Genomic DNA, 12,260 nt, shown 5'->3' with positions numbered 1-12,260 from the left:
TGCCGCCTTCTTGGTTTATAGGGTGCACTTTGATTTGCAGATGCATGGAAGGCTGCTTTGGGGCGTGGATTTCGGTCAGTTGGGACGGGCAAGAATCGGCCAGGAGTTACCGTGCCCAGAACTACTTGACTATGGCAAAGCAGCTTCGGATAAACTAAAGCCAGCTCAGCAGAGACGCTCTCTAGCATTCACGGACGAGACAAAACCCACATGTTAACGAAAATATTATTCATCGCTTCGCTAGGAATTTTATCGCTAATTCAAACATCACTATCCTTCGCGGATAATGCCAATGGGAAAAATCTCTATTTACAGAGATGCGTCATGTGCCACGGAATAGATATCAAAGGAACAGGACCATTGGCTAATAAAAGCAATCCTCCTACACCTGACCTTACAACACCCGCTTTCAAAAAACGACTAAATGATTATCCGGGCGTTATTGTGTCATCGATAATACTTCGTCCAAATGGAGACTTGATTCCAAAAACGTTGCGAGAGAATGGTGTAAAGATTCCTCCACACGCTTGGAGCATTAAGGATCTGCGCGATTTAAATCAATACATGAGTGGTGTGATTTCAAAATATCGATGATTTTGAGATGAGCGTTGGGCACAGAAATCCAAGAGTCATTTCAGGGTTGGTTACAAACAAATTATTCAGCGAAAAGCTGATGAGATATTAGACATGATGTGAAAATGGGAAACCCATTTTCCTTCTTTTCCCTTTTTTTTAAGGAAAGCGGACTACCCCCTCCAACTCCGGCATCTGCCAGCGCTGTTCGATCACCTGCTGCTCCGTGCCGGAAACGTCTGACCCCTAGCGCCAGACAAATCCCACAAGCCGATTTTCAGCCCGCGCTCCATGCCTCATCGCCAGCAAATTCAGCCTGAGGTTTTGTCTGTCAGGTACAGACTCCAAAAAAACAGCCTTGGTCCCACATTTACTTAAGCCGCGACTGGCAGCGTCACCCTTCCCGCAACGCGCACTTTTCCAGCCTGAAGGCCCACATGGAAAAGGAACACAGGGATGGGACAAAAGTTCGATGGCTGCAATTGCGCGGCCTGCCGCGACAGAGCCGTGAAAAAGCTCGCCAGACAAACGGCCGAACGCAACCGGAAAACGGCTGAACGCAACCGAGAACAAGCACCTGACTCGGAACGGGCACAGGAAGAACAGTACAACGACGCTTGGGAAGCGAAACAGGCCCGAGAAGAAGCGGCACGCATCAAGATCACCCTGCGCATCGGGGTGTTTTTCGATGGCACCGGCAACAACCCGTTCAATGTCGAGATGGGGCAACGCTGCGGCGCCCATTATCCGGTGTCATCGGAGGATATGGACAGCAACTGCAAGCCGTACATGAAGGACCCAAACAGCAGTTATGGGAGTGATGTGACGAACATCAAGAGGTTGCATGACCTGTACAGTGAGACTAGAAGCGTCAGTGACATCCAGAAGCAAAAACTGGCTTTCGAAAAAGTCTACGTCGAAGGCATCGGCACAACGGCGGGCGAGAAAGATAGCCTGCTGGGCTCGGCATTTGGCCGGGGTGAAACCGGTATCGAAGCCCGAGTGTTTCAAGCATTCAGCGAAATCAAACGACGATTAGGTGACTTCCATAAGGTCAATCCTGACATCCAGATCCAATCACTGATATTCGATGTCTTCGGCTTTAGTCGCGGCGCCGCCGCAGCCCGGCATTTCGCCTACCTGTGCATGGCCAGAACCGGCAGTCCGCTACGCGAAACCCTATCCCTGCCCGAACGGTTGTTCGCCCGGGGTTTCAGCAAGGTATTTGGTGAAGGGGTGAAAACCGGATTTATCGGCCTGTTCGACACCGTCGCCTCCGTCGGTGGCCTGAGCAATCTGGGTTATGTGCGCAGCCCTGCAGCCCCCGGGGTCAAATTACACCTGCTGCCCAGGTTCTTCCCTAATGTCTTGCAACTGGTGGCACGGGACGAGTACCGCGCTAACTTCGCACTGAATCGTGTCGGCCCGGATCACCCTGAAATCAGCCTGCCAGGGGCCCACGCGGATATCGGCGGCGGCTATCTCGATGAAGCCGAGGAACGCTTGATGCTCAGCCCCCTGCAGGCCCTGGATGTGCTTCTGACCACCGACGTCAAAAGCACCTCGATCTACCGCAACGCCGAGCAGGAGCGGGCTAAATGGCACGCCAAGGGCTGGCCGCTGGACATGCTGGTGCTGCTCACCCCAGAACCGAAGAGGCTGCCACCTGACCCGCAGGACCGTATGGCGCCGAAACACAAACGGGTCTTTGTCGGCTTGCAGCTCCAGCGTAAGGTCAGTGCCGGGCTGGCGCGTGTGTATTTGCGGGTGATGTATGAGGCGGCGAAGAAGCATGGTGTTGAGTTTGAAGATATTCATCAACGTCCCAAACTGGCACCGCCTCCCGAGCTTCAATCTTTGTGCGACCGATTTATTGCCGGCGACTACAGCCTCACACCAGCCGAGGAGCAGTTGCTGAAACTGCGCTACATCCACCTGTCAGCGCACTGGACCCCAACTTTCCTCTCTGGAGCGCGCACCAGCAAAGTCGAGTTGGTCTATGTCAATGTCCCGACGGCTGAAGCCGTACGGGTGCAACACCCTCATGTACCGGAATGGATGCTGTAGCCATGAAAATCCAGATTGCACTTTTAGTGTTGTTGTCGATAAGCGCCTGCCAAGCCATCGACCCACTCTCGGCCAAAAACGATTACAAGGCAGCTTGGTGGTACATCGGTTTCACCGAGCCCAACTTCATGACGGTTTGGGTGGAAACATCAGCCGTAGTGGACATTCATGGCCGGCTGTTTGGCAATGTCGCGTCCGGCACTGCCGCACGAATGCTCGGGGATCAATTTGACTCCGAAATCGCTCGCGGCTGGGATGGGGTCGGAAGTTCCAGCATGCCCGTAATCGGTGCCGACCTGCCCGTTCGGGTTTATGTTCGCTGGCAATCGATTGTCGAGCGCAAGACCTATGCCGGCTGGATCGAGATTTCCGAAGCAACTCGCAACATCATGCGCAACGCCACTGCCCGACGCTGTCATGAAACACCGGAGTACTCCGCCAACTCCGCCGCCTCGCTGAACCTGGGCCTGGCACCCGGCGGGGTAATCCAGGTATGGGCCCGTGACAACTGCTTCCATCCCAACAAGGTTGACCGGACGCAAGTCGGCATCGAACCGCTAGGACCCGATCAAGGGCAGTACAACGGGTACTACGTCGATATCAAAGACTCCTCCAAACGCTACATCGAACGCTTCGGCATTCCCTACGGAAGTTGGTGATTCCAGTGGATGCCCGATTCCGTCTACTCGAAGCGATAATGCGATTCCATGTACAACGCCAGTTGCAACGCCACGGGTTCATCCAGCGGCAACGGTGCCTGCTGCATGCCCGGCGGAGCTGCCGCAGGCTACGATCTTTTAAACGCTTAACAGACAGGCATCACGCCTTCAAAGCGCCCGCCTTCATTCACTTCCCCGCCTCCTCCCGCAAGCGTCTACCAATCACATCCATCAAATCGCACCCATCGCGCAACGGAATGGCCAGCAGTTTGGCGAAGTCGGCCAGCACCACCGTGTCGCTCTCGATATCAGCACGAAAGGCGATATTTTCCAGCACCTGAGTAACCGTGCGGATGCGGTAGTCGGCGGTGGCTTGCAGTACGTCGAGTGGGGCTTGGGTGTCGATGAGCAGGGAGGCCGGGATCAGGTCGATTCCGGTGAGCGGCATGTATCGATTCATTTTGAAGATCTCTGTTTGATTGGCTCGAGGCCGTCACACAGTCGTCGCCAAACGAATGGGTGGCAGCTGTGCGCAGGTTGGCGAACCGGTACAGAGAACACCGGCAGACCCGAAGGTCTCCCGCGCACAGCCGCCATGAAAAGCGGCTTTGCGGGTGCGTTGGCTCCTGCAATAAAGCGGATAGCCTTCGCATTCTCTGTGGTCAGGTCGCCAAACCTGAATCGCCATGTGGGCGACGGGGCGAACTATAAGCCTCACCCCATCAAGGGGCAAGGTGACGGGTTCTTGGGTTTATGTAAGACCTGTATTGATACGCCCCTGATCCTTTGAACGGCCTGTTGAACTTGAGCAGCATCTTTATCAGATCTTTATTTCCCTGCCCCTAATCCTGTCAACAACTTTCCAAGCGTCCATTTAGGCTTTCCTCATTCCCGGAGGAAACGCCATGGACTTCTTCTATCTGCTACTCGGTGCACTGTTTCTCATCATTCTGGTCGGTCTGACGTACGGCTGCGCGGCGCTCAACAGGAGGCGGTCATGACCGGTTTCTATCTTTTCGGCGGCCTCATTGCGGCCGGTTTGCTGGTTTATCTGGTCGCCGCGCTGCTGTTTCCGGAGGACTTCCTGTGACTATTCAAGCCTGGGTTTTACTCGCAGCCTTTCTCGTGGCGCTGGGCCTTCTGGCCTGGCCCCTTGGGCGTTGGCTGACCACGGTGATGGAGGGCCGATTTGCCTTCGGTTCACGCATCGAGTCGCCGCTGTATCGTCTGGCGGGCGTCAACCCTGAAACGCAGATGGGTTGGCTCCAGTACGCGCTGGCATTGATTCTGTTCAACGCGTTGGGGGTGCTGGCGGTTTATGCCTTGCAACGCTTGCAAGGCGTGCTGCCGTTCAACCCGCAGGGGTTTGCGGCCGTCACTCCCGACTCCTCGTTCAATACCGCTTTCAGCTTCGTGACCAACACCAACTGGCAAGCCTACAGCGGCGAGTCGACGATGAGTTACCTGACGCAGATGCTCGCGCTGACGGTGCAGAACTTCCTGTCCGCCGCCACCGGCATTGTGGTGGCGGTGGCGCTGATCCGCGGGTTCGCCCGCCACAGCGCGGACAGCATCGGCAACGCCTGGACTGACCTCACCCGCGTCACCTTGTGGGTGCTGTTGCCACTGTCGCTGATACTCGCGTTGTTCTTCGTCAGTCAGGGTGTGATTCAAAACCTTGACCCGTATAAAGACGTCTCGACACTGGAGGTCATGCAGTACCAGAACCCGGTGCTGAATGACGCCGGCCAGCCGACCCTCGATGCCCAGGGCAACCCGGTGACCAAGGCCGCCAGCACCGACAAGCAGACGATTGCCATGGGGCCGGTGGCCTCGCAAGAAGCGATCAAGATGCTCGGCACCAACGGCGGCGGTTTCTTCAACGCCAACTCGTCGCACCCCTACGAGAACCCGACCGCCATCACCAACTTCTTCCAGTTGCTCGCGATCTTCCTGATCCCGACCGCGCTGTGTTTCGTGTTCGGTCATGTGGTCGGTGACATACGCCAGGGCTGGGCGCTGCTGGCGACGATGACGATCATCTTCGTGATCGCGGTGGTGGCCGTCACCCATTACGAACAACTGGGCAATCCGCAGTTTTCAGCGCTGGGCATTGATACGGCGGCGGGCAACATGGAGGGCAAGGAACTGCGCTTCGGCATCAGTGCCTCCAGCCTGTTTGCAGCGGTGACGACGGCGGCTTCATGCGGTGCGGTCAACGCGATGCACGACTCGTTCACCCCACTGGGTGGCGCGGTGCCGCTGGTGCTGATGCAACTCGGTGAAGTGGTGTTCGGCGGCACCGGTTCCGGTCTGTACGGCATGCTGATATTCGCCATTCTCGCGGTGTTTATCGCTGGCCTGATGATCGGCCGTACACCTGAATACCTGGGCAAGAAGATCGAAGCCTTCGAGATGAAAATGGTCGCCATTGCGATTCTGGTGACGCCGCTGCTGGTGCTGTTCGGGACCGCCATTGCGGTGATGGCCGAGGCCGGCAAGCTGGGAATCGCCAACCCTGGCGCCCATGGTTTCTCGGAGATCCTCTATGCCTTCACCTCGGCAGCCAACAACAATGGCAGCGCCTTCGCCGGGCTGTCGGCCAACACCCCGTTCTACAACATCATGTTGGCGATCGCCTGTTGGTTTGGGCGCTTTGGCGTGATCGTACCGGTGCTCGCCGTCGCTGGCAGCCTGGCGGCGAAGAAACGCCTGGCCGTCACCGGCGGCACGATGCCGACCCACGGGATGCTGTTTGTTGTACTGCTGATTGGCACGGTATTGCTGGTCGGCTTGCTGAACTACGTACCGGCGCTCGCGCTGGGTCCCGTTGTCGAACACCTCATCATGATCAAGTGAGACCACGAACATGACACGTAAAGCGTTCTCCTTGTTCGACCCGAAACTGATAAGGCCTGCGATGGTCGAGTCGGTGCGCAAACTCAGCCCACGAATCCAGTGGCGCAACCCGGTGATGTTTGTCGTCTACATCGGCGCGATCATCACCACCGCCCTCTGGGGGCAGGCCCTCAGCGGCAAGGGTGAAGCCAGCAGCGGGTTCATCCTCGCGATTGCCTTGTGGCTGTGGTTTACCCTGCTGTTCGCCAACTTTGCCGAAGCGCTGGCCGAAGGTCGCAGCAAGGCCCAGGCGGCCTCCCTGCGCGACCTGAAAAAGCAAACCTGGGCCAAGAAACTGCGCGAACCGCACTACGGCGCCGAGTGGCAGTTGGCTCAGTCGAGTGACCTGTGCAAAGGCGACGTGGTGGTGGTTGAGGCCGGTGACCTTGCGAACTCGGTGATCCCCGCCGACGGCGAGGTGATCGAAGGCGCCGCCTCGGTGGATGAGTCGGCGATTACCGGCGAATCGGCTCCGGTGATTCGCGAGTCTGGCGGCGACTTCTCGTCGGTGACCGGCGGTACGCGGGTGCTGTCGGACTGGATCGTCGTCCGCGTGACCGCCAACCCCGGCGAGACCTTCGTCGACCGCATGATTGCCATGGTCGAAAATGCCAAGCGGCAAAAGACTCCGAATGAAATCGCCCTGTCGATCCTGCTGGTCGCACTGACCATCGTGTTCCTCGGCGTGACGGTGACACTCCTGCCCTACTCCCTGTTTGGGGTCGCTGCTGCCAAATCCGGCTCGCCGGTCTCGATCACCGTGCTCATCTCGTTGTTGGTGTGTCTGATCCCGACGACCATCGCCGGGCTGCTGTCGGCGGTCGGTGTGGCGGGCATGAGCCGCATGATGGAAGCCAACGTGATTGCCACCTCCGGGCGGGCCGTGGAGGCTGCCGGTGATGTTGACGTGTTGCTGCTCGACAAGACCGGGACCATCACCCTGGGCAACCGCCACGCCTCGGCGTTCTTGCCGGCGCCGGGCATCAAGGAAGCGGAGCTGGCGGATATCGCACAGCTGGCGTCACTGGCCGACGAAACGCCTGAAGGGCGCAGCATCGTGGTCCTGGCCAAACAACGGTTCAACCTGCGCGAACGCGACATCACCGCGCTGCACGCACACTTCGTGCACTTTTCGGCGCAGACCCGCATGAGCGGCGTCAACATGGATGAGCGGCAACTGCGCAAGGGCGCCGGCGAGGCGATCCTCAAGCATGTCCAAAGCCTGGGCGGACACTTTCCGGAAGCGGTGCAAACCATCGTCGAACAAGTGGCTCAGCGCGGCAGTACGCCGCTGGTGGTCGCCGATGGGCCCAGGGTGCTGGGCGTGATCGAACTCAAGGACATCGTCAAGGGCGGCATCAAGGAGCGCTTCTCCGAGCTGCGGCGCATGGGGATCAAGACCGTGATGGTGACGGGGGACAACCGGATCACCGCTGCTGCCATCGCCGCCGAGGCCGGTGTCGATGACTTTTTGGCGGAAGCCACACCCGAACAAAAGCTCGAACTGATCCGTAGCTACCAGGCCGAAGGCCGGCTGGTGGCCATGACCGGCGACGGCACCAACGATGCCCCGGCGCTGGCGCAGGCGGATGTCGCGGTGGCGATGAACTCGGGGACTCAGGCGGCCAAGGAAGCCGGCAACATGGTCGACCTCGACAGCAACCCGACCAAGTTGATCGAGGTGGTGGAAACCGGCAAACAGATGCTGATGACCCGGGGTTCGCTGACCACGTTCTCGATTGCCAACGACATCGCCAAGTACTTCGCGATCGTGCCGGCAGCCTTTGTCAGCACTTACCCGCAGCTCGCCGCACTGAACATCATGGGCCTGACAAGCCCGAATTCGGCGGTGCTGTCGGCGGTGATTTTCAACGCGCTGATTATCATTTTCCTGATTCCCCTGGCGCTTCGAGGCGTGAAGTACCGCCCGGTCGGTGCCGCGCTGCTGTTGCGGCGCAACCTGTTGATCTATGGGTTGGGTGGGGTGATCGTTCCATTCATTGGCATCAAAGTGATCGACATGGCGCTGTCCGCTGTCGGTCTGACTTAAGGGAGTATGGCTATGTTATCTCTGCTGCGTCCGGCGTTGACCCTGCTGATTGCACTGTCACTGCTCACCGGCCTGGCCTATCCACTGGTCACGACCGGCATTGCCAGGCTGGTCTTTCCCCATCAGGCGGCGGGTAGCCTGATCGAGAGAGACGGCAAAACCGTGGGCTCGCTGTTGATCGGTCAGGGCTTCAGTGATCCGAAGTATTTCTGGAGCCGCCCTTCCGCCACCAGCCCCATGCCCTACAACCCGCTGGCCTCGGGCGGCTCGAACCTCGGTCCGCTGAACCCGGCGCTGGCGGATGCGATCAAGGGCCGCATCGACGCCTTGCACGCTGCCGATCCCGGCAACACCGCCACGGTGCCCGCCGACCTGGTCTACAGTTCCGCCAGTGGGCTTGATCCGCATATCAGCATTGCCGCGGCGCTGTACCAGGCGGGCCGGGTTTCGCGGGTGCGCAACCTGCCCGTCGACAAGGTTCGCGAGTTGATCAACCAACACTCCGAAAGCACGCTGCTCGGGTTTCTCGGCGAGCCTCGGGTCAACGTTCTGGAATTGAACCTGGCACTCGACGCCGCACATTGAGCGTTAACACACGGTGAGCTTGATGGCCGAAGAACGTCCTGATCCGGACCAGCTACTGGCCCGGATTCGTGAAGAAGAAGCGCAGGCCAAACGTGGTCGGCTGAAGATTTTTTTCGGCGCCAGCGCCGGTGTCGGCAAGACCTACGCGATGCTCGCAGCCGCCCAGACTGCAAAACAGCAAAACATCGACGTGCTGGTCGGCGTGATCGAAACCCACGGTCGCGCCGAGACTCAGGCCCTGACAGAGGGCCTTGAACTATTGCCTCGCAAGCAGGTGGTCGACAAGAACCGCACGTTGACCGAGTTCGATCTGGACGCCGCGCTCGCGCGCAAACCGGGACTGATCCTGATCGACGAACTGGCTCACTCCAATATCGCAGGTTCCCGCCATCCAAAGCGCTGGCAGGACGTTGAAGAACTGCTCAGCGCCGGTATCGATGTCTGGTCGACGATGAACGTTCAGCACCTCGAAAGCCTGAACGACATTGTCGGCGGCATTACCGGGATTCGTGTCTGGGAGACCGTGCCCGACCATGTCTTCGACACTGCCGATGAAGTGGTCATCGTCGACTTGCCGCCCGACGATCTGTTGCAGCGCTTGAAGGAAGGCAAGGTCTATATGGCGCAACAGGCCGAGCGCGCGGTGCAGAACTTCTTCCGCAAGGGCAACCTGATCGCCCTGCGCGAACTGGCGCTGCGCCGAACCGCCGACCGGGTCGACAGCGAGATGTTGCAGTATCGCCAAAGCGGCGCGGTAAAACCGGTGTGGGGCACCCGCGAGTCGTTGCTTGCCTGCGTCGGCCCCAATGATCAGGCCGAAAAAACCGTACGCTCGACGGCGCGCCTGGCCGCTCAGCTCAACGTGCCGTGGCACGCCGTGTATGTCGAAACCCCGGCCTTGCAGCGCCTGCCCGACGTCAAGCGGCGTCGCGTGCTGGCAACCTTGAAGCTGGCTCAGGACATGGGCGCGCACATCTCGACCCTGGCGGGCCAGGACATTGCCGAAACGCTGGTCAAGTACGCCCGGCAGCACAACCTTTCAAAAGTCGTGCTGGGCCGTGATGAACGTCCGCGAAAACGACTCTGGCGGCGAGTGCTTGCCGATCGGATTGGTGTGCTGGGCGCCGATCTCGACGTGATTCAAATCTCGCTGCCGGAGAGTCGCCGTCCACCAGCCGAGACGACCTCCACCGCCAGCGACAGCCCGATCACCTGGCGCCCCTATCTCTGGAGCGTCGCGATCTGTGCGGTGACGACCCTGCTGGCCATGCCGCTGTTCCAGGTGCTGGAACAGGCCAACATCGTCATGCTGTTCCTGCTGGCGGTCGTCGCCGTGGCGGTGCGCTTTGGTCGTGGCCCGGCCATCATGGCGGCCTTCGTCTCGGTCGGCGCCTTCGACTTTTTCTTTGTGGCGCCGCGTTTTTCATTCGCCATCGCCGATATCCAGTATCTGGTGACCTTTAGCGTCATGCTCGTGGTCGCCCTGGTGATCGGGCAAATGACCGCCAGCCTGACCTACCAGGCGCGGGTGGCGCAACGGCGCGAAGACCGCATGCGCGGGCTGTACGACATGTCGCGTCTGTTGTCCGCCGCACTGCTGACCGAACAGGTTGCGGAAATCGGCGCGCAGTTCCTCGCGGCCGAGTTTGGCGCCCGGTCGGCACTGCTGGTGGCCGACGACAACAATAAGCTGCAGGCGCCGATGGTCACGGGGGACGCACCGCAAGTCGACGTTGCGATTGCCCAGTGGTCGTATGACAAAACCGAACCGGCCGGATACGGCACCGACACCCTGCCCTCCAGTTCCACGCTTTACCTGCCCTTGTCGGCCCCTATGCGGGTGCGCGGGGTCCTGGCCGTGCAACCGCGCGACACAACCCGGCTGGCGGTGCCGGAACAGCGCCGCCTGCTCGACACCTGCGCGTCATTGCTGGCCATCTCGCTCGAACGGATTCACTACATCAACGTCGCCCAGGACACCACGGTTCAGATGGAGTCCGAGCGGTTGCGCAACTCGCTGCTTTCGGCCATTTCCCACGATTTGCGCACCCCGCTGTCAGTCATGGTCGGGCTCGCCGAAGCGCTCAAGCTGACCAAGCCGCCCCTGACCGGCGAAGCCGCTGAGATCGCCACCGCGGTGGGCGAATCCGCGCTGCGCATGAATACGCTGGTCAATAACCTGCTGGACATGGCTCGCCTCGAATCCGGCAAGGTGGTGTTGAATCGTCAGTGGCAGCCCATCGAAGACGTGGTCGGTAGCGCCCTGAGAGCTATCCAGCCGATTCTGGGAGGGCGTTCGGTGCAGGTTGCACTCGAGGAGGACTTGCCACTGGTTCGCATCGATGCGGTGCTGATCGAGCGCATCCTCATCAACCTGATCGAAAACGCCGTCAAATACACCCCGCCCGGCACGCCGATCCGTCTGGGGGCCAGCGCCACGCCCGAGAGCATTGAGTTGTGGGTCGTCGATGAAGGGCCAGGATTGCCCCACGGTCACGAAGAGGCGATCTTCAACAAATTCATGCGCGGCAAAAAGGAAAGTTCGATTCCCGGCGTCGGTCTGGGCCTGGCCATCTGCCGGGCGATTGCCCAGGCGCATGGCGGAACCATGCTCGGTGTGACCCGCCCGGAAGGCGGTGCGCGCTTCACCTTGCGTCTGCCCCGTGAAGAGCCGCCGAACATCGAAGCGCTTTCGCAGCAAACTGACGAGGACCCATCATGAGCGAACCGGTGCTGCGCGTCCTGCTGATTGAAGACGAAAAGGACATTCGCCGTTTTGTACGGATGGCCCTGCAAGCCGATGGCCTGGAAGTGCATGAAGCCGAGAACTTTCAGCGCGGTCTGATCGACGCGGGAACGCGCCGGCCGGACCTGATCGTGCTGGATCTCGGACTTCCCGACGGTGACGGCGTTGACCTCATCCGGGATCTGCGCACCTGGTCGGAGGTGCCGATCATTGTCTTGTCGGCCCGTGGCGCCGAATCCGACAAGATCCTGGCCCTCGACACCGGGGCCGACGACTACCTGGTAAAACCCTTTGGCACCGGAGAACTGCTCGCGCGCGTCCGCGCCCTGTTACGCAGGCGTGTGAAAGATGCCGAGAACCGTGCGGTACTGAGCTTCTCCGACATTCAAATTGATCTGGACCGACGCGTCGTGGAACGCGCCGGTGTGCCTTTGCACCTGACGCCGCTGGAATACCGTTTGCTGGTTCATCTGTGCTCGCACCCGGACCGGGTCCTGACGCACCTGCAACTGCTCAAAGCCGTATGGGGCCCTTCGCACACCACCGACACGCCGTACCTTCGGGTATTCATGGGCGGTCTGCGCAAGAAAATCGAAGCAGACCCATCGCAGCCGCGCCATCTCGTGACCGAAACCGGTGTCGGTTACCGTTTCATTCCTTGAACACTGAGCACCGCGCGTTG

General features: G+C 59.7%; 10 protein-coding genes. 9 read left to right on the top strand and 1 reads right to left on the bottom strand.

Going from position 1 to position 12,260, the window contains the following annotated elements:
• Positions 1-210 precede the first annotated feature (210 nt).
• The 3 genes from HK44_RS00545 (at position 211) to HK44_RS00535 (ending at position 3,299) form a co-directional block, all read left to right on the top strand.
• The gene (locus tag HK44_RS00545) at positions 211-594 is read left to right on the top strand and encodes a c-type cytochrome (protein ID WP_019689686.1); all 384 of its coding nucleotides are present in this window, start codon (positions 211-213) and stop codon (positions 592-594) included.
• 435 nt (positions 595-1,029) lie between these two features.
• The gene (locus HK44_RS00540) at positions 1,030-2,640 is read left to right on the top strand and encodes a T6SS phospholipase effector Tle1-like catalytic domain-containing protein (protein WP_019689685.1); all 1,611 of its coding nucleotides are present in this window, start codon (positions 1,030-1,032) and stop codon (positions 2,638-2,640) included.
• 2 nt (positions 2,641-2,642) lie between these two features.
• Positions 2,643-3,299 (top strand): DUF2931 family protein, encoded by a 657-nt coding sequence (locus HK44_RS00535; protein WP_019689684.1) that lies wholly within the window; start codon positions 2,643-2,645, stop codon positions 3,297-3,299.
• Between the two features lie 187 nt (positions 3,300-3,486).
• On the opposite strand, the gene HK44_RS00530 is transcribed toward HK44_RS00535, so the two are convergent.
• Positions 3,487-3,759 (bottom strand): hypothetical protein, encoded by a 273-nt coding sequence (locus tag HK44_RS00530; RefSeq protein ID WP_024264653.1) that lies wholly within the window; start codon positions 3,757-3,759, stop codon positions 3,487-3,489.
• Between the two features lie 537 nt (positions 3,760-4,296).
• On the opposite strand from HK44_RS00530, the gene kdpF reads away from it, so the two are divergent.
• The 6 genes from kdpF to HK44_RS00500 are packed head-to-tail and all read left to right on the top strand — an operon-like array spanning position 4,297 to position 12,240.
• Positions 4,297-4,389 (top strand): K(+)-transporting ATPase subunit F, encoded by a 93-nt coding sequence (gene kdpF / locus HK44_RS00525; RefSeq protein ID WP_019689681.1) that lies wholly within the window; start codon positions 4,297-4,299, stop codon positions 4,387-4,389.
• Entirely contained in the window at positions 4,386-6,158 is a 1,773-nt protein-coding gene (gene kdpA, locus HK44_RS00520; RefSeq protein ID WP_019689680.1) for a potassium-transporting ATPase subunit KdpA, read from the top strand. Before kdpF ends, kdpA begins: the two co-directional genes overlap by 4 nt.
• Positions 6,159-6,168: 10 nt before the next feature.
• Positions 6,169-8,247: a potassium-transporting ATPase subunit KdpB gene (kdpB, locus tag HK44_RS00515; protein WP_019689679.1), complete on the top strand. Its 2,079-nt coding sequence runs from the start codon at positions 6,169-6,171 to the stop codon at positions 8,245-8,247.
• A gap of 12 nt (positions 8,248-8,259) precedes the next feature.
• Positions 8,260-8,832: a potassium-transporting ATPase subunit KdpC gene (gene kdpC / locus HK44_RS00510; protein ID WP_019689678.1), complete on the top strand. Its 573-nt coding sequence runs from the start codon at positions 8,260-8,262 to the stop codon at positions 8,830-8,832.
• 22 nt (positions 8,833-8,854) lie between these two features.
• A complete protein-coding gene (kdpD, locus tag HK44_RS00505; RefSeq protein WP_019689677.1) occupies positions 8,855-11,554 on the top strand; it encodes a two-component system sensor histidine kinase KdpD in 2,700 nt (899 codons plus the stop codon).
• Positions 11,551-12,240 carry a response regulator gene (locus HK44_RS00500; protein ID WP_019689676.1) on the top strand — a complete coding sequence of 230 codons (690 nt, stop codon included), beginning with the start codon at positions 11,551-11,553 and terminating at the stop codon, positions 12,238-12,240. Before kdpD ends, HK44_RS00500 begins: the two co-directional genes overlap by 4 nt.
• The last annotated feature ends 20 nt before the right edge of the window (positions 12,241-12,260 follow it).

The organism is Pseudomonas fluorescens HK44 (assembly GCF_000217955.3).
Lineage (GTDB): Bacteria > Pseudomonadota > Gammaproteobacteria > Pseudomonadales > Pseudomonadaceae > Aquipseudomonas > Aquipseudomonas fluorescens_AQ.
Note: the sequence above shows the minus strand (reverse complement) of the source record. Positions and strands in the feature narration are given on the sequence as shown.

Bases quoted from the DNA above. Each gene is read 5' to 3' on its own strand.
- HK44_RS00540 (WP_019689685.1), top strand. From the start codon at position 1,030: ATGGGACAAAAGTTCGATGGCTGCAATTGCGCGGCCTGCCGCGACAGA.
- HK44_RS00500 (WP_019689676.1), top strand. From the start codon at position 11,551: ATGAGCGAACCGGTGCTGCGCGTCCTGCTGATTGAAGACGAAAAGGAC.
- kdpC (WP_019689678.1), top strand. From the start codon at position 8,260: ATGTTATCTCTGCTGCGTCCGGCGTTGACCCTGCTGATTGCACTGTCA.
- kdpF (WP_019689681.1), top strand. From the start codon at position 4,297: ATGACCGGTTTCTATCTTTTCGGCGGCCTCATTGCGGCCGGTTTGCTG.
- HK44_RS00535 (WP_019689684.1), top strand. From the start codon at position 2,643: ATGAAAATCCAGATTGCACTTTTAGTGTTGTTGTCGATAAGCGCCTGC.
- kdpB (WP_019689679.1), top strand. From the start codon at position 6,169: ATGACACGTAAAGCGTTCTCCTTGTTCGACCCGAAACTGATAAGGCCT.
- kdpD (WP_019689677.1), top strand. From the start codon at position 8,855: ATGGCCGAAGAACGTCCTGATCCGGACCAGCTACTGGCCCGGATTCGT.
- HK44_RS00530 (WP_024264653.1), bottom strand. From the start codon at position 3,759: ATGAATCGATACATGCCGCTCACCGGAATCGACCTGATCCCGGCCTCC.
- HK44_RS00545 (WP_019689686.1), top strand. From the start codon at position 211: ATGTTAACGAAAATATTATTCATCGCTTCGCTAGGAATTTTATCGCTA.